The organism is Fructilactobacillus sp. Tb1 (assembly GCF_050500285.1).
Classification (GTDB): Bacteria; Bacillota; Bacilli; order Lactobacillales; family Lactobacillaceae; genus Fructilactobacillus.
The window spans coordinates 432,106-454,642 of sequence record NZ_CP191377.1 but is presented as its reverse complement, the minus strand read 5'-3'; the positions used below and the strand labels follow the sequence as shown (position 1 = coordinate 454,642).

19 protein-coding genes and 3 rRNA genes are annotated in these 22,537 nt (G+C 35.4%); 15 read left to right on the top strand and 7 right to left on the bottom strand.

Annotation, left to right across the window (positions count from 1 at the left end):
- Positions 1-46 precede the first annotated feature (46 nt).
- Entirely contained in the window at positions 47-826 is a 780-nt protein-coding gene (locus ACQW5G_RS02650) for an alpha/beta fold hydrolase (RefSeq protein ID WP_429971530.1), read from the bottom strand.
- Positions 827-1,054: 228 nt separating this feature from the next.
- On the opposite strand from ACQW5G_RS02650, the gene ACQW5G_RS02645 reads away from it, so the two are divergent.
- The 7 genes from ACQW5G_RS02645 to ACQW5G_RS02615 all read left to right on the top strand — a co-directional run bounded on the left by ACQW5G_RS02645 (position 1,055) and on the right by ACQW5G_RS02615 (position 8,487).
- Positions 1,055-1,261 carry a hypothetical protein gene (locus tag ACQW5G_RS02645; RefSeq protein WP_429971529.1) on the top strand — a complete coding sequence of 69 codons (207 nt, stop codon included), beginning with the start codon at positions 1,055-1,057 and terminating at the stop codon, positions 1,259-1,261.
- 49 nt (positions 1,262-1,310) lie between these two features.
- Positions 1,311-1,691, top strand: coding sequence for an HU family DNA-binding protein (locus ACQW5G_RS02640; protein WP_429971528.1), 381 nt, complete (start codon positions 1,311-1,313; stop codon positions 1,689-1,691).
- A 76-nt stretch (positions 1,692-1,767) separates the two neighbouring features.
- Positions 1,768-2,589 (top strand): YigZ family protein, encoded by an 822-nt coding sequence (locus ACQW5G_RS02635; protein ID WP_429971527.1) that lies wholly within the window; start codon positions 1,768-1,770, stop codon positions 2,587-2,589.
- 464 nt (positions 2,590-3,053) lie between these two features.
- Positions 3,054-4,631 (top strand): 16S ribosomal RNA (locus ACQW5G_RS02630).
- A gap of 218 nt (positions 4,632-4,849) precedes the next feature.
- Positions 4,850-7,766 (top strand): 23S ribosomal RNA (locus ACQW5G_RS02625).
- A gap of 79 nt (positions 7,767-7,845) precedes the next feature.
- A 5S ribosomal RNA gene (gene rrf, locus ACQW5G_RS02620) occupies positions 7,846-7,962 on the top strand.
- Together the 16S, 23S and 5S rRNA genes form the textbook arrangement of a ribosomal RNA operon.
- A 186-nt stretch (positions 7,963-8,148) precedes the next feature.
- Positions 8,149-8,487 (top strand): helix-turn-helix transcriptional regulator, encoded by a 339-nt coding sequence (locus tag ACQW5G_RS02615; RefSeq protein WP_429971526.1) that lies wholly within the window; start codon positions 8,149-8,151, stop codon positions 8,485-8,487.
- Positions 8,488-8,545: 58 nt separating this feature from the next.
- Here the strand turns inward: ACQW5G_RS02615 and ACQW5G_RS02610 are convergent, their stop codons facing one another.
- Positions 8,546-9,406, bottom strand: coding sequence for a helix-turn-helix domain-containing protein (locus tag ACQW5G_RS02610; protein WP_429971525.1), 861 nt, complete (start codon positions 9,404-9,406; stop codon positions 8,546-8,548).
- A gap of 119 nt (positions 9,407-9,525) precedes the next feature.
- Between ACQW5G_RS02610 and ACQW5G_RS02605 the strand changes: the two genes are divergently transcribed.
- Both ACQW5G_RS02605 and ACQW5G_RS02600 read left to right on the top strand, forming a co-directional pair.
- Positions 9,526-10,080, top strand: a complete 555-nt coding sequence (locus ACQW5G_RS02605) for a flavodoxin family protein (RefSeq protein WP_429971524.1) — start codon at positions 9,526-9,528, stop codon at positions 10,078-10,080.
- Positions 10,081-10,082: 2 nt separating this feature from the next.
- Positions 10,083-11,267 (top strand): MFS transporter, encoded by a 1,185-nt coding sequence (locus ACQW5G_RS02600; protein ID WP_429971523.1) that lies wholly within the window; start codon positions 10,083-10,085, stop codon positions 11,265-11,267.
- A 47-nt stretch (positions 11,268-11,314) separates the two neighbouring features.
- Here the strand turns inward: ACQW5G_RS02600 and ACQW5G_RS02595 are convergent, their stop codons facing one another.
- Positions 11,315-12,277: a nucleoside hydrolase gene (locus ACQW5G_RS02595; RefSeq protein ID WP_429971522.1), complete on the bottom strand. Its 963-nt coding sequence runs from the start codon at positions 12,275-12,277 to the stop codon at positions 11,315-11,317.
- A 127-nt stretch (positions 12,278-12,404) separates the two neighbouring features.
- Positions 12,405-13,181 (bottom strand): alpha/beta hydrolase, encoded by a 777-nt coding sequence (locus ACQW5G_RS02590; RefSeq protein WP_429971521.1) that lies wholly within the window; start codon positions 13,179-13,181, stop codon positions 12,405-12,407.
- Between the two features lie 55 nt (positions 13,182-13,236).
- On the opposite strand from ACQW5G_RS02590, the gene ACQW5G_RS02585 reads away from it, so the two are divergent.
- Positions 13,237-14,226 (top strand): NAD(P)/FAD-dependent oxidoreductase, encoded by a 990-nt coding sequence (locus tag ACQW5G_RS02585; RefSeq protein WP_429971520.1) that lies wholly within the window; start codon positions 13,237-13,239, stop codon positions 14,224-14,226.
- A 46-nt stretch (positions 14,227-14,272) separates the two neighbouring features.
- Here the strand turns inward: ACQW5G_RS02585 and ACQW5G_RS02580 are convergent, their stop codons facing one another.
- The gene (locus ACQW5G_RS02580; protein WP_429971872.1) at positions 14,273-16,402 is read right to left on the bottom strand and encodes an LTA synthase family protein; all 2,130 of its coding nucleotides are present in this window, start codon (positions 16,400-16,402) and stop codon (positions 14,273-14,275) included.
- A gap of 151 nt (positions 16,403-16,553) precedes the next feature.
- Between ACQW5G_RS02580 and ACQW5G_RS02575 the strand changes: the two genes are divergently transcribed.
- Together ACQW5G_RS02575 and ACQW5G_RS02570 are read left to right on the top strand one after the other, a co-directional pair.
- Positions 16,554-17,213 carry a histidine phosphatase family protein gene (locus tag ACQW5G_RS02575; RefSeq protein ID WP_429971519.1) on the top strand — a complete coding sequence of 220 codons (660 nt, stop codon included), beginning with the start codon at positions 16,554-16,556 and terminating at the stop codon, positions 17,211-17,213.
- A 33-nt stretch (positions 17,214-17,246) separates the two neighbouring features.
- The gene (locus tag ACQW5G_RS02570) at positions 17,247-17,684 is read left to right on the top strand and encodes a MerR family transcriptional regulator (protein ID WP_429971518.1); all 438 of its coding nucleotides are present in this window, start codon (positions 17,247-17,249) and stop codon (positions 17,682-17,684) included.
- Here ACQW5G_RS02570 and ACQW5G_RS02565 read toward each other — a convergent pair.
- A complete protein-coding gene (locus tag ACQW5G_RS02565; RefSeq protein ID WP_429971517.1) occupies positions 17,674-19,686 on the bottom strand; it encodes an MMPL family transporter in 2,013 nt (670 codons plus the stop codon). The genes ACQW5G_RS02570 and ACQW5G_RS02565 overlap by 11 nt on opposite strands.
- Before the next feature lie 42 nt (positions 19,687-19,728).
- Complete coding sequence (locus ACQW5G_RS02560) at positions 19,729-20,652, bottom strand: magnesium transporter CorA family protein (protein WP_429971516.1); 924 nt, start codon at positions 20,650-20,652, stop codon at positions 19,729-19,731.
- 157 nt (positions 20,653-20,809) lie between these two features.
- Here ACQW5G_RS02560 and ACQW5G_RS02555 point away from each other — a divergent pair, with 157 nt between their 5' ends.
- The 3 genes from ACQW5G_RS02555 to trxA are packed head-to-tail and all read left to right on the top strand — an operon-like array spanning position 20,810 to position 22,534.
- Positions 20,810-21,463: a glycoside hydrolase family 73 protein gene (locus ACQW5G_RS02555; protein WP_429971515.1), complete on the top strand. Its 654-nt coding sequence runs from the start codon at positions 20,810-20,812 to the stop codon at positions 21,461-21,463.
- 13 nt (positions 21,464-21,476) lie between these two features.
- Positions 21,477-22,214, top strand: coding sequence for a TerC family protein (locus tag ACQW5G_RS02550; RefSeq protein ID WP_429971514.1), 738 nt, complete (start codon positions 21,477-21,479; stop codon positions 22,212-22,214).
- A gap of 2 nt (positions 22,215-22,216) precedes the next feature.
- A complete protein-coding gene (trxA, locus tag ACQW5G_RS02545; protein ID WP_429971513.1) occupies positions 22,217-22,534 on the top strand; it encodes a thioredoxin in 318 nt (105 codons plus the stop codon).
- The last annotated feature ends 3 nt before the right edge of the window (positions 22,535-22,537 follow it).

Genomic DNA, 22,537 nt, shown 5'->3' with positions numbered 1-22,537 from the left:
GAATACTCCATTTATTGTGAAAAAGTAATCAATATGACTTGTAAAATTACAGTTGTTTTAGAAAGTCATTAAATAGACGGTGAACCATTTCAGGCTGGTCAATCGATAGGTTATGACCAGCGTCATTAATAACAATACATTCGGCATTTTGGTTATTTTTAGCGAAGTTAATTTGGTCTTGATAACCAACAATTTGATCATATTTTCCAGCAATGATCAAAATATGTACATCTCCAGTTTCATTTTTTAAATTATCTTCATTATTTAATGAATAATTCTTTTGTAAGTGATTGATAAAATCAAAGTTTGCATTTAATAATCCAGGTATGATTGATTTTTGATATGTTTTCCATCGATTACTATCAACCATGACATCCATAGATAGGAAACTAGTAAAGAATTGTTGGTTATCATTTGGAGTTATTTCTTCAATGATTTTATTAATATGGTGTGCAACATTTCGATGATTATGATTGGCTATAACAACGGGGGACGAGGCGAAACAACCTAAAACTTGTGACTTTAAGCTAGCTGTAATTGCTAATGCTAAATAGCCACCAAAAGAATGCCCATAAACAATAAATTTTTTGTTTCCAATTAAATCGTGGATGAATTTGAGCAATTCTTTTAAAATCTCATCACTTGAAGCAGATGAAACTGGACTACTTTGTCCCATACCGGGAAGATCAATGTAAATTCTTTGATAATTACTATTAGAAAAAGGTTCAAAAAAATTCATGGTTGAGTGAGAATCAAGTGAAAGACCATGAAGAAAGATAATTGGAGTTCCGTCCCCAACTGAGGTATAAGAAATATTATTATCCATAATTAAATCCTCTATATTATTAAATTATTTAGCATTATTAAATTATTTAGCGTAATTGTAACACTAGTTTATATGGAGTGTATATGGTTAAAAAATAAGTTAATTTATCGCAATTATTTTACGAGTGTTTATATTTGATTTGTTGTGAAAAGATTAGTTTAATAAAGACAGATAGTTTATTTAGACTATCTAATAAAAATCATTATAATATGTTGGAGGGGTTTGAAAATGGATATTAAGAAAGACTGGAACAATTTAACTGCCGCAGAAGCTAAGGGTATTGAATTAGCTTTAGATAATTTAATGAGAGCTTTATACAGCTCAATTAAAGAAAACCAAGTTGGAAATGTAGATGATCCCCGTGTTGATTTGCTTAGACATATTGATGCTTCTTCAGATGCATATAAAGAAGACGTTGATAAATTATTAAAATAATTTATTAGGTTATTCGATTGATTAGATAATTATTATAGGAGGCTCTATCATGGCTTTAATTCCATTAACAACAGGTAATGTTACAACAAATACTGAATTAGCTGACAAGTTAGCTACTAAGTTAAATGTTTCTGTTGATGACGCTACAACTACATTAGCTGCAGTTGCAGAAGTAGTAAAAGATTCACTAGTAGATCGTAAAGGTGTTGAATTTAATGATTTAGCTACTTTTAGATTAGAAGTTGAACCAGAACGTGACGTTCGTATTGTAAATACTGGTAAGTTGGAAACAGTTCCAGCACGTATTTACCCACACGTTGATCTTGCTAGAAAGATTAAATCAGCTGTTGAAGATTTGAAGGTAACTCCTGAAGAATTAAAATTAGCAGAAAATGTTCGTGAACATAACCACGAAACTCATCGCAACTAAAAACGATCAGTTATTAAAATAATACTTAGAAGTCACGTTAATAGCGTGGCTTCTTTTTATCTATGGGTGAACTAATATGGAACGAGAATTTAATTTATATACTATAAGGAAGAATTCGACCTTTAATATAGAACAAAAGGGATCAAAATTTATTGCTTTATCGTTTAATATCTCTTCAGTTGAAGATGCTGACAAGATTATTGCGGATGTCAAAAAGGAATATCCTAATTGTGATCATGATGCATATGCTTTTGTAGCTCATGAAGATAACAAAAACGAAATTATTCATTATAATACGGGTGGTGAACCAGCTAAAAGTGCCGGATATACGATTTTTGAAGTTATCAAAGATAATGATTTAACGAATACACTGGTTATTATAATTAGATATTTTAGTGGGATTTTGTTAGGTTATGAAAACTTAAAAGCGGTTTATCGTAATTGCACCGAAGAAGTGTTGAAACTATCTGGTGCTAAGTTATTAAAATTTAAAACTAACTATCAGGACAAGTATACGTTAATGTCATTTACGCCTAAGTATGCGGATGCAATTGCTTCTGGAGAAAAGACGGTAGATTATCGTCATCATATCTTTAAAAATGAAGCAGCTAGTCGCATATACATTTATGAATGTCGTCCAATTAGTTCTGTAATTGGTTATTTTACGATTGATAAAATTATTAGTGGAACTCCGGAAGAGGTTTGGCAACAAACTAGTAACATGGGTTTTATGAATAAAGATGAATTCTTTAATAGTTACTTTGTTAATTGTTATATTGCTTATGCGGTTTTTATTAAAGATGTATATTTATTCGACAAACCAAAATCACTAAAGGAATTCAATGGTGATACTCGTCCACCAATTTCGTTTAAGTATAATGTTAAAAAAGATTACTAATAGTCAAATTGTTTTAACATTATATGGTAGATTTAATTAATTAACTAATGAAAACTGAGACTGATTATGATACTCATTAATAGATCATAGTTAGTCTTTTGTTTACAATTTTATTAGTATTATATATAAAAATAAAAAAGTTTGACTTTTTTTGACCAAACTGTTGACATGCGGGTTTGAGGGGTATATAGTTAATATTGTTGAAAAGGGAATGACCTGATTTGATGATTTTAATTGAGTTTAAAAATCATTGATCAAAATGTTTGACCTTTCTTGACCAATGTGTTATATTAATAAAGTACCAGTTGAGGTACTTGTCAGTATGATCTTTGAAAACTGAATAAGATTTTGATTACAATAATAAAGTGTAAGGATAACTTTTGAACTTAGTTCAAGAGTTAAACAATTGCAATGTCAATTTGCTAATAAATATAAATTAATTTGAGCTAGTAAAGTTCTCATTATAAAATGAGAGTTTGATCCTGGCTCAGGACGAACGTTGGCGGCGTGCCTAATACATGCAAGTCGAACGAAGTCGCCTAATTGAAATGAGATGCTTGCATCGATTTGATTTTAGATCCGACTGAGTGGCGAACTGGTGAGTAACACGTGGGTAACTTGCCCAGAAGAAGGGGATAACACCTGGAAACAGATGCTAATACCGTATAACAACAAGAACCGCATGGTTCTTGTTTGAAAGCTGGCCTTTGTGCTAGTGCTTCTGGATGGACCCGCGGCGTATTAGCTAGTTGGTGAGATAATAGCTCACCAAGGCGATGATACGTAGCAGACCTGAGAGGGTAATCTGCCACAATGGGACTGAGACACGGCCCATACTCCTACGGGAGGCAGCAGTAGGGAATCTTCCACAATGGACGAAAGTCTGATGGAGCAACGCCGCGTGAGTGAAGAAGGGTTTCGGCTCGTAAAACTCTGTTGTTAGAGAAGAACGGCCGTGAGAGTAACTGCTCACGGTGTGACGGTATCTAACCAGAAAGTCACGGCTAACTACGTGCCAGCAGCCGCGGTAATACGTAGGTGGCAAACGTTGTCCGGATTTATTGGGCGTAAAGGGAGCGCAGGCGGTTTATTAAGTCTGATGTGAAAGCCTTCGGCTTAACCGAAGAAGTGCATCGGAAACTGATAAACTTGAGTGCAGAAAAGGATAGTGGAACTTCATGTGTAGCGGTGAAATGCGTAGATATATGAAGGAACACCAGTGGCGAAGGCGGCTATCTGGTCTGTAACTGACGCTGAGGCTCGAAAGCATGGGTAGCAAACAGGATTAGATACCCTGGTAGTCCATGCCGTAAACGATGAATGCTAGGTGTTGGGAGGTTTCCGCCTCTCAGTGCCGGAGCTAACGCATTAAGCATTCCGCCTGGGGAGTACGACCGCAAGGTTGAAACTCAAAGGAATTGACGGGGACCCGCACAAGCGGTGGAGCATGTGGTTTAATTCGATGCTACGCGAAGAACCTTACCAGGACTTGACATCTTCTGCCAATCTAAGAGATTAGACGTTCCCTTCGGGGACAGAATGACAGGTGGTGCATGGTTGTCGTCAGCTCGTGTCGTGAGATGTTGGGTTAAGTCCCGCAACGAGCGCAACCCTTGTCTTTAGTTGCCAGCATTAAGTTGGGCACTCTAGAGAGACTGCCGGTGATAAACCGGAGGAAGGTGGGGACGACGTCAAATCATCATGCCCCTTATGTCCTGGGCTACACACGTGCTACAATGGGCGATACAACGAGTTGCGAAACCGCGAGGTCAAGCTAATCTCTTAAAGTCGTTCTCAGTTCGGATTGCAGGCTGCAACTCGCCTGCATGAAGTTGGAATCGCTAGTAATCGTGGATCAGCATGCCACGGTGAATACGTTCCCGGGTCTTGTACACACCGCCCGTCACACCATGAGAGTTTGTAACACCCAAAGTCGGTTGGATAACCTTTTTAGGAGTCCGCCGCCTAAGGTGGGACAGATGATTAGGGTGAAGTCGTAACAAGGTAGCCGTAGGAGAACCTGCGGCTGGATCACCTCCTTTCTAAGGAATAATTCGGAACCTTACATGATCTAAATCTTATTCAGTTTTGAGAGATTTTACTCTCAGAACTTTGTTCTTTGAAAACTAGATAATATTATTTTCTGTAATAATTATATTTTTATATAATTGAACCGAGAAATAACCATTGTGTTATTTTTGAGTTTTTAATTAGTTTTAATCGCTAAAACTCAATATAATTTATAATCCGTAGGATTATAGGTTAAGTTAATAAGGGCGCATGGTGAATGCCTTGGTACTAGGAGCCGATGAAGGACGCAACTAACTGCGATAAGCTTCGGGGAGCTGTACGTAAGCTTTGATCCGGAGATTTCCGAATGAGGAAACTCGGCCAGTGTAATGACTGGTCATTGCATAGTGAATACATAGCTATGCAAAGGTAAACGAGGGGAACTGAAACATCTAAGTACCCTCAGGAATATAAAGAAATTTCGATTCCCTAAGTAGCGGCGAGCGAACGGGGAACAGCCCAAACCGAACCCTTGTGGTTCGGGGTTGTAGGACTGAACATTTGAGTTACAAAAGTATTTGATAATTGAATTAGTTGGGAAACTAAGCCAAAGAGAGTGATAGCCTCGTAAATGAAATCAAATACCCTCAGTTCAGGATCCTGAGTACGGCGACACACGTGAAACGTCGTCGGAATCCGGGAGGACCATCTCCCAAGGCTAAATACTTCCTAGTGACCGATAGTGAACCAGTACCGTGAGGGAAAGGTGAAAAGCACCCCGGAAGGGGAGTGAAATAGTTCCTGCAACCATGTGCCTACAAGCAGTCAGAGTCCGTTAATGGATGATGGCATGCCTTTTGTAGAATGAACCGGCGAGTTACAGTTGCATGCAAGGTTAAGCCGAAAAAGCGGAGCCGTAGCGAAAGCGAGTCTTAATAGGGCGTCTTAGTATGTTGCCGTAGACCCGAAACCAGGTGATCTACCCATGTCCAGGATGAAAGTGCGGTAATACGCACCGGAGGTCCGAACCCGTGTACGTTGAAAAGTGCTGGGATGAGGTGTGGGTAGCGGTGAAATTCCAAACGAACTTGGAGATAGCTGGTTCTCTCCGAAATAGCTTTAGGGCTAGCCTTGGATTTAGAATCATGGAGGTAGAGCAACTGTTTGAGCAAGGGGTCCATCTAGGATTACTGAGTTCAGATAAACTCCGAATACCATTGATTTATGTCCAGGAGTCAGACGATGAGTGATAAGATCCATCGTCGAAAGGGGAACAGCCCAGACCGTCAGTTAAGGTCCCTAAATATATGCTAAGTGGAAAAGGAAGTGGAGTTGCCTAGACAACTAGGATGTTGGCTCAGAAGCAGCCACCATTTAAAGAGTGCGTAATAGCTCACTAGTCGAGTGATTCTGCGCCGAAAATTTACCGGGGCTAAGCATATTACCAAAACTACGGACGCAACTTAGGTTGCGTGATAGGAGAGCGTTCTAAGGGCAATGAAGGTAGACCGTAAGGACTACTGGAGCGCTTAGAAGTGAGAATGCCGGTATGAGTAGCGAAAGATCAGTGAGAATCTGATCCACCGTATGACTAAGGTTTCCTGGGGAAGGCTCGTCCACCCAGGGTTAGTCGGGACCTAAGCCGAGGCTGAGAAGCGTAGGCGATGGATAACAGGTTGAGATTCCTGTACTAGTTAATTATGTTTGAACAACGGAGGGACGCAGTAGGCTAAGATATGCGCACGGTTGGATATGTGCGTTTAAATTGTAAGTCAGTTTGAGAGTTAAATGCTTTCAAGCGAGTTGACAAGCAATGATGAGGATCGAAATTTAAGTAGAGAAGTATCTGATGTCACACTGCCGAGAAAAGCTTCTAGTTAGTAATTAATTACCCGTACCGCAAACCGACACAGGTAGTCGAGGAGAGTATCCTCAGGTGAGCGAGAGAACTATTGTTAAGGAACTCGGCAAAATGACCCCGTAACTTCGGAAGAAGGGGTGCTGACCGCAAGGTCAGCCGCAGTGAAAAGACTCAAACGACTGTTTATCAAAAACACAGGTTTATGCAAAATCGTAAGATGAAGTATATGGGCTGACGCCTGCCCGGTGCTGGAAGGTTAAGTGGAAGTGTTAGCTTTGGCAAAGCACTGAAATGAAGCCCCAGTAAACGGCGGCCGTAACTATAACGGTCCTAAGGTAGCGAAATTCCTTGTCGGGTAAGTTCCGACCCGCACGAAAGGCGTAACGATTTGAGTACTGTCTCAACAATAGACTCGGTGAAATTAAGATACCTGTGAAGAAGCAGGTTACCCGCGACAGGACGGAAAGACCCCATGGAGCTTTACTGTAGCTTGATATTGGGTGTTTACATAACTTGTACAGGATAGGTAGGAGCCATAGAAGCCGGGACGCTAGTCTCGGTGGAGGCGTTAGTGGGATACTACCCTTGTTATGTGAACACTCTAACCCTGCGCACTGATCGTGCGCGGAGACAGTGTCTGGTTGGCAGTTTGACTGGGGCGGTCGCCTCCTAAATAGTAACGGAGGCGCTCAAAGGTTTGCTTAGAATGGTTGGAAATCATTCCTAAAGTGTAAAGGCAAAAGCAAGCTTGACTGCGAGACATACAGGTCGAGCAGGGACGAAAGTCGGACTTAGTGATCCGGTGGTACCATATGGAAGGGCCATCGCTCAACGGATAAAAGCTACCCTGGGGATAACAGGCTTATCTCCCCCAAGAGTTCACATCGACGGGGAGGTTTGGCACCTCGATGTCGGCTCATCGCATCCTGGAGCTGTAGTTGGTTCCAAGGGTTGGGCTGTTCGCCCATTAAAGCGGTACGCGAGCTGGGTTCAGAACGTCGTGAGACAGTTCGGTCCCTATCCGTCGCGGGCGCAGGAAATTTGAGAGGAGCTGTCCCTAGTACGAGAGGACCGGGATGGACATACCGCTGGTGTATCAGTTGCGCCGCCAGGCGCATTGCTGAGTAGCTATGTATGGATGAGATAAACGCTGAAAGCATCTAAGTGTGAAACTCGCCTCAAGATGAGATTTCCCATTCCTATATGGAAGTAAGACCCCTGAAAGATGATTAGGTAGATAGGTTAGAAGTGGAAGCACAGTGATGTGTGAAGCGGACTAATACTAATCGGTCGAGGACTTAACCAAGAAAAATAAATAATAGAATGGTAATCGGAAGAAAATAATATTGTCTAGTTTTGAGAGAGCAAAGCTCTTAAAAAAATAGTGTGATGGTAATAGCCTGAAGGATACACCTGTTCCCATGCCGAACACAGAAGTTAAGCTTCAGCACGCCAAAAGTAGTTGGGGGATCGCCCCCTGCGAGGATAGGACATCGTCACGCAACCTAAAAAAGTTCAGTAATAGATTTAAATATCTGTTACTGAACTTTTTTTGTTTACCGTTATATCAACAAGGCAACGCCTAAGTGACACAATGCAATTTAAATTTGCGTCTTGTATTTAAATAAAACGTGTAAATTTATGAGTTATGGATAATAATATTAATAACTTATAAAGGTGGTGTAACTATGAAAGTGATATTTGCGCAACAATTAAAAAAATTTAGACAAAAAAACAATTTATCTCAAGAGGCATTAGCTAATCAGTTGTTTTTATCCAGACAAGCTATCTCAAAATGGGAGGCGGGCGATACAACTCCAGATTTGAATACTTTAATTAAGCTAACTAAAATATTTAATTGTTCATTGGATGAATTGGTTTTTGGACAAGCTTCTAATAAAGAACAAATAATTAAAGAACACCATACAAACTTTTGGGATTTTGCTGCCAGATATTGGTGGTTATTCTTTCCGTTTGTAGGAACAATTTCATATGCGATTACAGAAATTATTAAAGCTTTAAAATAACTAAAAAACATCAACTTATCTTTTTATTGGTAAGTTGGTGTTTTTTAGTTTGAATGTTTTATTTTATATAGTTAGATAATATTTTAATCTTAAATTTATCTAGTCTATTAGCGTGATCTGAAAATCCAAGTTCTCTAAATGTAGCTATGCTTTTCATAAGTTTATTTTCTTGAATTGTTATTTGATGTAATAGTTCTTTGTAGTAATTACACATTAATTTGTCATATGTTTTTCTGGGAGAACCATTGGAAATATCAGAAAGAGAATTAATATATGTGTTTGCATCGTTTAATTCATTTCTTTCAAATGAAAGAATAATACAGTTATTGATGAATATTGATACATCGTTTTTATATGAATCTATTTGACTTAGATTTTTTGTTTTTTTAAATAATATTTTAAAAGTTGCACGTATATAATCACTATTAAAAATATATAAACAATTTGAAAATAAAGAAATTTCGAAATGACCCCATTGCTGAATGCTATTTAAATAATTTTTTATGATTTCAGTATCTTCTTTTACATCAAAAACATTATCTTCTTGTGATTTATTTAAAAATAATTTCAGTTCAATTGATAAACAGCAAAAAAAGAAATCATTATAATCTTTGTATTTTTTTTGATAATTATGAATGCGCTGTCTTATTTCGTATTCTTTTGCTTTATAAATATTTTCATTAAAGTATTGTAAGGCGTATTCTTTTTCTGATTTTGAGTCATTATTAAGATAAAATGAATATTCTTCTGGTGAAATATTCATTCGTTTGAGGTATTCAAATAAAATATCACTAGGAATTTTGGATTTTTTGTTTTCAAAAGAAGAAAGTGTTGTTCTAGTTGAGATACCATTTGAAAGTTGTGCTTGTGATATTCCACGTTCTTTCCGTAATTTTTTAATTAATTGTCCATTATCCATACAAATCACCTTCAATTTAATTAATATTAGTAATTATGACGAAAAACTTTACATAATGATACTCCTTTACTTTGGTCAATGTAAACTTGGTTCAAATATAAGTAAGGGGGAATGAAGTTTTGAATAATGGAAAAGTAATATTAATTGAATCATCTAGTAGAAATAAATCTAATTCAAATTATTTAGCAAATCTTGTTTTAAAAAACATAAAACATGAACTGATAAATTTAAATGAAATAAAAATAGATAAAATTAGAGATCATAGATTTGATGGTAATTGGGACGATAGTAAAGATGATTTTTATAAATATATTAAAAAGTTAGAAAAATCAGAATATGTCATTATAGCTTCTCCTGTATACTGGTATTCATTTTCTACGAATTTGAAAATATTTATTGATAGATGGTCGGAATCTCTGAAAAAGGATAATCAATTTAAGAATAGTATGAAGGATAAAAAAATAATTTTGGTGTTAGTTGGGGGAGATAATCCCCGAATCAAAGCCTTACCAATTATTAATCAAATGCAATATATATGTGATTTCCTAAATATGAATTTTTTTGATTATGTAATTGGATTTGGGAATCATTTTGGAGATATAAAAAAAGATAAAGAAGCCATAGAAAAAGGGAATTGTATAAATTATAGATTGGTAAATAAGGGAGAAGAATGAAAATGAAATCATTATTAAGCTACAAACAGTTTAGAAATTTCTTTTTTGCTGATATTATATCTGGTTTTGGGGTAGGGTTAACTACAGTTGGAGCAAATTGGTATGTATTACAAAATACAAGTTCAAATGCATCAGTAGGAACATTTTTAGCAATTAATGTGTGTGCAGGTTTTTTAATATCGTCATTTGCGGGTTATATTACTGATAAGTATCGAAGGAGAAATGTTGTTATAGCTACTTTTATATTTAGAGCTTTTCCAATTGCGGTTATAGCATTATGGTTATATTTTTTTAAATTTAATTTGATTACTATGTACTTACTTGCGATTATAACTGGATTTGGATGGGTAACTTATATGGCTTCCTCTAGAAGCTACATTCAATCTGTAATTTCAGATAAATTATTTGGTAAAGCCAATTCGTTTATTGAAGTTTCTTTGCAAGTTGGAATGTTTATGGCGGGTGGTTTGTCTGGTATTTTATTGAAATACATCGGATTTGTTTCAATTCTTTGGATTAATGTCATATTATTTTTAATTGGAAATTTTTTAATGTTTAATGCACCAATTGATAAGATTAATGATACTAACATACACGAAGTAACAGAGAGTAATTCAGTAATACACTATTTAAGAATAAATAAGTTAATTTCAGGAATAGGATTACTATCTATTCTCCCGCTAATCGTTACCCAATTGTTTAATGTATCAATGCCTGGATATGTGGATACAATTCTTAAATCTACGAGTATTACATATGGTATTACAGATATGTGTTATGGAATTGGTGGATTAACTGCTGGAATAATTATAAGTATTTTAATTGATAAATTTAATGATGAAAATTTACTTTTGGATTTTTTTGCATTAGCAAGCATAGCTTTATTAGGTCTATTTATCTTTAACTTTGTTTCAATTACATTTATTGCTACATTTTTAATTGGATTATCTAATTCTTCATTGAGAGTTATAATTAATACAATTTTAATGAATCTTGTGGATAAAAAATACATGGGGAGAACAACTGCAATTTGGACGGGGATGGCACAATTCGTTGAAATATTTGCATCAACATATATTGGAAAAATGAATGATCATTTAGGATCAAATTACGGATTTTTGTTTATGTTTGTAATAATGTTAATTGGATTTATTAGCAGTTTTGTAATTAAAATTGAAAATAAATGATGAAAAAAGAACCTATCTCAAACGAGATAAGTTCTTTTTAATTTATACTATTTAAGTTTGTTAAATAATTCCAAGAAGAGATTCATAAATACTTCAAGGTAACGTTCTTTATCAACATCAACGGCTACACGAACATTAGTAGTAGGATCGTTAAGACGAGCTTTGTCACCAATGGTTCTAGCGTAGTAAGCATCATGTTCAGTAGTAACTTTCATGTTCATGTGCAATAAAGTTACAAAAGTAGGGTCAATAGCAACTCCCACAGCTAATGGATCATGAAGTGAACAACCACCAAGTTCTGGATAAATATCAGCATATACGTCAATGTAGTAATCAACGATATCAGCCATCTTGATACCAGCTTCGGAACCAGTTTCACGCCATAGTTTAGTTTCTTTCTTAGTAAGAAGAGTACGATAAGTAACATCAAGACCAACCATCGTAACTGTAAGGTCACTTGTAAATAGTTCATTAGCGGCAACTGGATCTTGTTCAATGTTTGCTTCAGCACATGGAGTAACGTTACCAGGAACAGTTAAAGCACCACCCATGATAGTAATATCACCAATCATTTTCATGGCATCGTGATCTTTTTCAATGGCAGCAGCCAGATTAGTCATGGGACCAGTAGCAACAACAGTTAAATCTTTACCATATTTTTTAGCAGATTCGATTAAGAAATCAACACCGTCTTCGTTTTCAACTGGACGAGTAACTTCTTCTAATTCAACATCACCAATTCCATTTTCACCATGAATTTGGGCATTAATATCAATTCTTTGATATTTGTGGTCAACAGGGTCAGTTTCACCAAGGAAAACGGGAACATCGTCTTCGTGGAGTAAATGTAATAGTTTAAGGGCATTGTCAGCAGCACGGTCGGCTTCAATGTTACCGTATGAAGAAAGAATACCAATCAATTCCACAGCGGGATCAGCAATGGCGTAGGCAATTGCCATTGCGTCATCAACACCGGTATCTACATCTAGGATCATTTTCTTAACACTCATGAGTCTTCCTCCGTTAATTGTTAGTTTATTTTCTCTATAATACTGGAAAAAGAAATACATTTCAATACTTTTAGAATAAAAAACGAACAAATCTCAGTAATTCAACTGAAAAATGTTCGTCTTTTGGTTATTTATACATATATTGCGCAATAATTTTGTTAATCGCAGGGTTTTCGTGAAGCATTGAATGTTGTGCTTGTTGAGGGTCACCATGGTAAACCATGAATTTATAACTCTTAACGTGCCCTTTAACCAGTTTTCCAAATGGTTTAACATCTCGAGTTGGAATTAAACCATCACTTCCTGTGTGGTCAATGTCACCACAGAAGTTTAAGATTTCCAAGTTCTTTGGAAGATTACTAATGTTTTTATCATGAAGAGGGTAAGTGTTAGCCATTGAAACGAAGTGATCAACTTGAGGAAGATCTTTAGCAGGATATTTATTTAAACCGCCTTTGTTAGTAAGGTAGTTATAAATGATTTCTCCACCAGAAGAATGTCCAATTAAGTTAACATGTTCAATACCATATTTATCATGAAGGTATTTCATCAATTGTGGCATTAAACGAGCTTCTTGAGCAGGTTTGTTGTTAGTTTGAAAATTGGCTTGGATAACTGGATTGTTTTTGCCAACTTTAGCAAATTGCTTAGTGGTTTCAACTTTACCATCATTTTTTACGTACACTTGTAGGGCACGTGTTGCTACCCCATCCTTGTCCCAAGATGATACCATATAGTCAGAGGTAATAAAATTACCACCTAGACCAGGGATGAATACAGTAGCGGTTCTAGTTTGCTTAACGGTATATGATGATTCTTTATGGGCATTGTAATACCATCCACCAAAGCCAACGGCTAGAATTAATAGGAAAATGCTAAAAATAAATGTTTTCTTGTATTTCATAATGGTAAAATTTCCTTTGTAAATAAATTTTTTATAGATTAGAGTTGATTTTGAAATGTCGCACAAATTATATGATATCACAATTATTGGTGGTGGCCCTATAGGAATGTTCGCTGGATTTTATGCGGGGCTACGGAATGCTAAGGTTCAAGTTATTGAAAGCTTAGCCGAACTTGGTGGACAAGTTAATGCTTTATATCCAGAAAAGACCATTCTTGATGTAGCAGGGTTTGCTGGCCTAACTGGAGCCGAGTTAGTTAATAACCTACAAGCACAATTGGACACGATGCCTGAAGTGGAACAACGAGTAGGAACTAAGGTTATGAATGTTGTTCGCCAAGATGATCATTTTGACATCGAAACGGATGGTAAAACTTACCAAAGTAAGGCAGTCATTCTTGCTACCGGAAACGGATCTTTTAAACCACGTGAATTACGAGCAGAAAATGCTGATGTTCTTGCTGACAAGTTTATTTCTTACAGCGTGAGAAATTTACAAAAGTTTGCTGGTAAAGATGTCATGGTCGCTGGTGGGGGAGATTCAGCTGTTGATATGGCTTTGATGCTTGAAACGGTTGCTAACAAAGTCTCATTACTCCATCGACGCAATGAATTTCGTGGCTTGGAACACATGATTGATAAGTTAAATACTTCGTCTGTTGAAATTTTAACCCCTTATTTAATCAAACGTCTTGATGATAAAGATGGTCGTTTACAAGTTACAGCCAAAAAAGTTAAAACTGATGATGAAGAAACCTTTGTCGTTGATGATTTAGTGGTTAACTATGGTTTTATCTCAAACAACAAGGATTTACAAAGTTGGCAAATTCAACCAGCTTTGAATCATCATTTGGTTGAGGTTAATCAAGAGATGGAAACATCAGAACCAAACGTCTTTAGTATTGGTGATCAAGCTACGTATCTTGGTAAAGATACTTTGATTACAACGGGATTTGGTGAAGCCCCATTAGCAGTTAATGCGATTATGAAGCGTCTTTATCCTGACCGTCATACGCCAATTCATAGTACCTCATTACACAAATAAGTTTGTAAATAAAAATTCCAGATCATTTGATCTGGAATTTTTTTGTTTATTGATTGTTTGAATCCGCATTAGTGATTTGAATTTTATTCGTGTCACTCCGTGGTTCGGTTGCTTCGGGAGCATCAGTTTGATAAGTTTTACTAGTATCTTTTTGTCCATTAGTATCAAAGACACTTGATGATTTATCACCTAATTGTTTTTCAATTTTTTGTTCTCGCTTAAGTCCATTTGAATAGTTGTAATCAGATGGGTTAACCGCTTTGAAACCTTTAGGATGATAGAAACGAAGTAAGTTTTGTGAATTAAGCGTATCTGAGAGACTTAATTCAGTATTAACTTGTTTCTGCATAGCATCAATTTTCTTTTGTAACTTTTTATCAGGTTTGATAACTTTACCAGTCTTAGAATTGTAGATAGTACCACCAATACAAGTGTATTTAGGTGAAACCCAATCTTGATTTCTAAAGGCGACGACTTGATCATGTTTATCTGAGAAGAGATCAGTTCCGAATTGAATGTATTTCTTAGAACTAATTCCCATTAAATGCATCAAAGTTGGCAAGACATCAATTTCACCACCGTAAGTATGATCAATATAACCGTGATTAAATGATTGTGAATTAATCATAAATGGAACTCGTTGTACTTTAGCGTTATCAAAATCATTCCAGTCCTCAGATTTAACCCCAAGAAGTGGGGCTAAACTAGTATTTTCTGAATTTGAAATTCCGTAATGATCACCATAAAGCACTACAACTGAATTCTTGATTAGTCCAGTATCGTTTAGATATTGATAGAATTCTTTTACTGATTGGTCAAGGTAATGAGCAGTCACAAAGTAATTATTTACGGCATTATCATCAGTATCAGGTGGTGTAATTGGATCATCTTTTTGATCTTTAGCGTCTAAATCATATGGGAAATGATTTGTAACCGTAATGTATTTAGCGTAGAAAGGTTGTTGTAAGTTTTGAAGATACTTAGTGGAGTCCTTGAATAAGAGTTTATCTTTCAAACCATAGCCGGATGCTTTATCACCAGAAGTATCGTAATAACTAGCATCGAAGAAATATTGATAACCAAGGTTCTTGTAAGTGTTATTTCGGTTCCAGAAACTCGCCACATTACCATGGAAGACAGCCGTTGAATAACCTTGCTGATCAAAAATAGCAGGAGCACCTTGGAAAGTATTGTCACTTCCTAATTGGGCAAATAATGATCCTTGAGGAAGTCCATATGTACTAGTTTCAAGCATATTTTCAGCATCAGAAGTTTTACCCTGGCCAACTTGGTTAAAGAAATTGTCAAAGGCATAAGTATGGTTACTGTTATAAATTGAATTTAAGAACGGAGTAACTTCTTTTCCGTTGATTTTTTTGTTGATTAAAAATTGTTGGAAACTTTCCAAATGAATAATAATGACGTTTTTACCCTTTAAAGAGCCATACATGCTTTCGTTAGGAGCGGCATAATGTGCGTCAGTAAAATCTTTAACCTTGTAGATTTCAGACTTATTAGCATTTGAACGTAATTCGTTGGATTTGTGTGTTTGAAAACCATCGTAGGTAGTGAAAACGTCTAATCCGAGGTATTTAACTACATAACTTCGATCAAAAGTTCTCGTTAATAGTTGAGGACGATCCATGTCGGCCAACGTGATGTTAGCAGTCAAAAATAGTGCTCCAACTGAAAAAATTGCAAATGCAAATTTGGAACTAAGTTGATGTTTATCAATTTTAATTACTTTAAATAGTAGAAGTAAAATTAAAATGGGAATATCAATCCAGTAAAAAATATCATGAGGAGCAGTTAATGCTAACGATGCTCCACTTAGACCTTGATCAACTTTGGAATAACCAGTCATAGTTGAAACGGTCATAAAATCGGTAAATTCTCGGAAATAAATGACGTTTAAATAAAGTAAAACGGTATTGAGAAAATCGAGTAGTAGAATTGCAGGATAAAATAGCTTAGCTGGTTTTAAATAAAAAGCTAGCCCGAATAAAATAATCGAGGTTGCAATCGGATTAGCAAATAACAAGATTTGCTGTAAGAAATCCGATGTGGTGAGGTGGAAATCAATGAGATAAGCGTAAATGGTTTTGGCCCAGAATAAAAATATTAATAGGACAAAAAATCCAAACCGCGTATTGATTTTTGCCAATAGTTTTTTGATGAATTTCACAGTGATAACTCCTTATTAAATAAGATAGTACATATCCTACATGATAGCAGACTTTATAGGTAAAAAAAACTAAACAAAGTATAAGAATTAGTGCCTAACTCTTTGCGTGGTATACTGGTTTAAAAGGGGAGAAATAGACATTATGGCAAAATTCACTTTATATGTTGTTCGTCATGGACAAACGTATTTTAATATTTTTAATAAACTTCAGGGTTGGAGCAATTCACCGCTAACTCAAAAAGGAATTGATGGGGCAGTTGAAACAGGAAAACGTTTGGCTGATATTGACTTCAAGGCTACTTATTGTAGTGATATGCCACGTGCTTGTAAGACATTGTCAATTATTGATGATCAAAACAAAGCATTTAATGTTCGTCCCCCAATGGTATCACCATTTTTCCGTGAACAATTTTATGGTTATTTTGAAGGCTTAAATATGGATGAAGCTTGGTATGAAACCGGTGCACCTCATGACGCACCAACTTTCAAAGATATCATTACTAAGTATGATATGAATAAGGCCAAAGACTTTATGAAAGCAGCCGATCCTTTCCATTTAGCTGAGAATGCCGAAGAATATTGGAAACGATTAGATCAAGGTTTGAATTTGATTACTAATAATCCTGATATTGAAGACGGCGACAATGTGTTACTTGTTAGTCATGGGAACACGCTGTTAAGTTTAGTTGACCGTTTTTCAGAACCAGGTCAATTTGATTTGAGTGTTCGTCCTGCTAATGGAAGTATTACAAAAATGGCCGTTGATGGTGACCAAATTAAAGTTACTGAGTATAATAAGTAAGTTAAGTTTAAATTAGAGAAGAGGAACCAGAACGTGAAAGATCCTAAATTTTTAAAGAATTTTAATGAAAAAAATTATATCTTTCGAATTGGTGAAGTTAGTAAGATGACCGGTGTTTCACCAAGACAACTTCGTTACTGGGAACAAAAAGGATACATCCACAGCGTTCGTAATGAAAAAATGGCCTCACGAGTTTTTGATCACCGAAACTTTGTGATGGTTCGTTTGATTAAGTATTATCTTGATGATGGTAATCCACTTAGTGCTGCGATTGAAAAATCACAGAAGCGGATGCAAGCTGTGAAGGATACTCATGAAATCATTGTAGAAATGCATCACGGTTTTGTTGAACGTGCTGGCCGGACAATGATGGATATGGGATACTTTGACGAAGCTCATACTAAACGACTTTATAGTTATCTTAATGATAAGCATGAAGTTGTGTACAAAGTAGAAGACGTTAAAGATTAATTCCTAGTAAATGTTTCGGTAAAAGACTTCTGAAAAGAAGTCTTTTTTTGTTGGCTTGTAAAATAACTGGAAACAAAAATTGAAAAATAAGCATAAAAGTTACTACTGCCAAACCAAGTGGTTGTAATGAGGCCACTAACAACAGTGGAATTATTACTAGCGGACTAGTTAGCATTGTGAGTTTAGCTGAACAAGTTAGTGTAATTAAACTGGCAATCAAATATAAATAACCTAATAGATAAATTGAACTAAGCGTGAATTGGTAAGTAGTTAAGTAGGCCAGCATGCCTAAACTAGCACTAAGCGAAATTATGATAGCCATTAAGATAATTATTCCTAGTGAAAGTGATTTAAACCGGAAACTAATAAATAACAATAAGATTAATCCCATTCCAATTAAATAAATGGGAAATCGTTGTTGAAATTGATAGCGTTGATTAGCTTCATTGATTGCAACCCCAGTCATGCCAATTTTTACATTTGCTAGGGGAGTTCCTGCTAGTTTATTTTTAATTTGCGTCGGTAAATTGTGTAGTTGACCATCTCGAAGTGTGATATTAATCCGGGTAGCTGTTTGCGAATGGTTATTGTAGTTGTAACAGGTTTGATTAAAATCTGAATCTACAGCATCTTGTTTGGTAAGGAAAAAGTGTTTGCCAAGTTGCTGGTTAAGCTCAGTTAATGAATATAATTCATCATCAGGATTAGTTTCAGTCAGTTTATTTTGAATTTGCGTTAGGTGCTCGGTATGGGACTTAAATTGATCATCTAAATCATGATTAGCATTTTGTAAACTTTGTTTTAGTTTCTCCTGGTCTTTAATTTGATTAAGTTGTGTAGCTTGATCATGTAGGTTAGTTGCAATTTGTGGTTCATCAGTGAGATTTTTAATTTCAGTAGTTGAACTTTGCAACTGGTTTTGTTGTTGCTCAAGCTTAGTTATGGTTTCTCCTAATATGGTTTTTAATTGGTATTTAGAAATGTTGTAACCACCTGGCTGCGTTACAGACGTAACTTGACTGACATTGGGTAACCGTTTGATTTCATTGGTTAAATTATTAATGATACTGAGATTTTTATTAGAAATCAGTGATTGCTGGTTTGCTAAATAAAGCGTTACGGTTTGTTTTTTCTGTGGTTCTTGTAACTGAATTTGGCAGTTGGAGAAGAGTGGAAAAATTAAACAAATTAGCAGAAAAATGGTGATTAACGGATGCCAATTTTGCATGGGATTATGGCATTTCTTCAGCCAATTTGGAATATGATGTCTAATAGTGCAAGCTGAAATGATCACGCTGGTAGCCAAGACAATAGCCAACGGGGTATAAAAGAAATTGATAGAAAAATGAGTACTTAAATTTAAAATTATTAGATCTAATTCCAAATTAAATAAACTCAGCAGAAGGGATTTCGTAAAATTAGTCATCACTAGTAATAAAATGAAATTAATAATTAAAACCCAAACACAAGCAATTTTTTGTTTAAACCATTGATTGGTAATCTTTTGATATGCTTCGTTAGATGGATTATTCCAATTAGATTTAATGCCAGCTAAACTACTGAAATGGCGCAGTTTAGTTTGATAATCAGGACTGTTAATTAAGTTAGCTGGAATCCAAAACTGTAAGGTTAACCAATTTTTTCCTTGAAATTGATTTTTAGCATGTGGACTCGTATTAGCGGACGTGATTTTATAAATTTGCAAATCACGTTTATGTTCAATTAGCCAGCGTTCTTTGGTTGCTAACCGAATTTTTTGACTATCAGAAAATTCCGTAGGGACTTGATAAGTAATTGATACTGGAAGCGCATCGGATTGATTATTTCCCCAGTGTTTCGTAATTTGTTGCGCATTTTTAGTTAATTGATTTGGTGGGGTAATCGCTTGAAATGCAATCCCACTTAAATTCGGTAACGTAACTAAGGCAATCGTAGCGATAATGCCGCTAATAATGAAACTGATGATCCAATGATGGTTAATTAAAGCTTTAAATTTAGACATAAAAAAAATCCCCTTACAGAAATGTAAAGGGATTTGGTAGTTTTAACGGTTAAAGAAATCACTGAATTTCATGATCAATAAGACAATACCAATCAAAATAAAACTAATTAAAACGGTTATTTGCCAAGCCATCGTATGATTCATAAATGGTAAATTAACGTTTTCACCATAAAAACCAAACACAATATTTGGCACAGATAACACAATTGAGAAAACAGTCAAAAATTTCATCGTACTATTCAAGTTACTATCTAGTAAGTTTGAATAGGCATAAGCTACCTGTTGAGCTGCTTGATTGGCCATTTGCGCCATGGATAGACCTTGCTGAATTTCGACAATGACATCATCAAGAACGTCATTATCATCATCAGATAAAGTTTTTCCTAGTTTACGTTTGACCATCATCAACATATCGTTATTAGCAGAAAGCGAAGTAAGGAAATAAACCAAGTCAGTTTGTAAATTCAAAAGTTGGTTAATTGAGCCTTTTTTAGCTTTGCCACGTAAATTACGTTGAATGCTAGTCCGCACACTGTTGATATTATTGATGTAATCGAAATATTGGATAGCTAATTGATAGAGTGTTTTGAACACAATATCAAGTGTTGAAGCAGTATCCCGTTTCATAGCTGGTAATTTGTTAACGACATCGCGAAGTAGTGGATTAACAAAGTTTGTCTGATTGGCGGTGAAAGTAAATAATCGATCCCCAGTCATGATTAAACCAATTGGTTCTGCAGAAATATCACCATTAAATCGTGAAGGTTCAGCCACGTCAAAAATGATTAGGAGTAGTTGTTCATCGTCATAATATTCCATTCTAGGACGTTCATGATGATCAAGTACATAGTAAAGCATTTCGGCAGTAAGATGGTATTTATCTTTTAAAGCTTGTTTTTCGACTGGGAGACAATCAGTTACTTGAATCCATTCAATGTTTTGGTTAATTTTTTCTTTTTTAATCAACGCAACTGCCTCCTTTATAGCAATGTTGTTAATTATATTCTAAAATACGAAAAAAGTTTAGAATATAATTGCAAAAAATCGTATTTATTTGAAATAAGATATTAATCAAAAATTAAATCTGATAGGGTATAATGAAATTATTAAAGGGGTGTCATACATGAAAAAATTTAAATTTAAAATTAAAACGGATGAAAATGGTAATAGTATTTGGTATCCAGTTATCGCATTCGTAATTGTTTTTGGAACATTTGGTTTATTATTTGGTACTTATAAAATCCGCCAACATATTAACCAACAAAACTTAATCAAATCTGAATTAGCATATCAACGTGCCCATGATCCAGTTTTGAAACAACACAACAAGTTTATTAAACAAGTTGCAACACCATCTGTTGCACTGTATAAAGAAAATAAACAAGTTTTGCCTAGTATTGTTATTGCTCAAGCAATCCTGGAATCTGATTGGGGTAAATCAAAACTCTATACCAATGCTTATAATCCATTTGGAATTAAGGGAACTTACCAAGGACAATCTATTTCATATGACACTGGAGAATATATCAACGGTAAAAATGTTACCCAGGTTGGTCAATTTAGAAAGTACCCAAGTCTTCAAGCCGCAATTGAAGATCATAACCAAGCTTTGTATAAAGAATTTATCCATAAAACTGGCATGACTAGTTACAAGGAACAAGCTAAATTACTTCAAAAGAACACTTACGCTACTGATCCTAACTATGCTAAGAAAATTATTAAAGTAATTGAAACTCACAAACTTGCAAAATACGATAAACAAGCAATGAATAACTAAAGGAGAATCTTGATTGTTCGCACTAATTCAACAGCTTTACGGACCATTTTTTGATTTAAATAACTGGAGAACGGTAATCACTTCTGGTGATGATTGGCTAATTATTTTTTCATTAGTCATTTTAGAATGTGTGATGTCAGTAGATAATGCCATTGTGTTAGCTACGCAAACGCAGGTCTTACCAACCAAAAAACTACAAGAGGAATCACTTTTCTATGGCCTTTGGGGCGCTTATTTGTTCCGTTTCTTAGTCATTGGAGCAGGGGTTTACCTAATTAATTTTTGGGAAATTAAAATTATTGGGGCAATCTATTTAATTTATTTAGCAGTTAAATATTTTGTTCCTGGTAAAAGTAAAAAGACCAAGGGACCGATTAAAGAAAAGGGTAATCCATATAGCCGCAAATTTTTTTGGTGGGTAGTTATTCAAATTGAAATGATGGATATTCTTTTCTCAGTTGATTCTGTCTTAGCATCTTTGGCTGTGTCTTCAAATCCAGTAGTGGTCTTAATTGGTGGTATGGTTGGTATTTTGGCAATGCGTGGAATTGCTGAATTTGTCATGTCATTAATGAAGAAAATTCCGGAACTAAAGACAATGGCTTATGTATTGGTGTTTGTGATTGGAATAAAGCTCTTGCTATCAATTCCAGCAATTGATATTGAAATTCCATCAGCGCTGTTCGGTGGGTTCGTGATTTGTTCAATCATGGTAACAATCGTGATTCATTTTATTAGAAAGAAAAGGTAATTATGGCAGTTGAATTAAATAAGGATAATTTTAAAGCGGAAGTCCAAGGTCCAGTTACGTTGGTTGATTTTTGGGCTCCTTGGTGTGGACCATGTAAAATTATGGATCCCGTTTTAGCCAAATTAGAACAACAATTCGCTGGTAAAGTTAAATTTGCCAAAGTAAATGTTGATAAACAACAAGAGATTGCGAAAGAATATTCAGTTTATGGATTACCTACTTTTGTGTTATTTAAAGATGGCAAAGGAGTGGAAAAAGTTACTGGAGTTTATCCAGTTGAAAAACTTGCTCACTACTTAAACCGTAAATTAGCTGAATAGGAG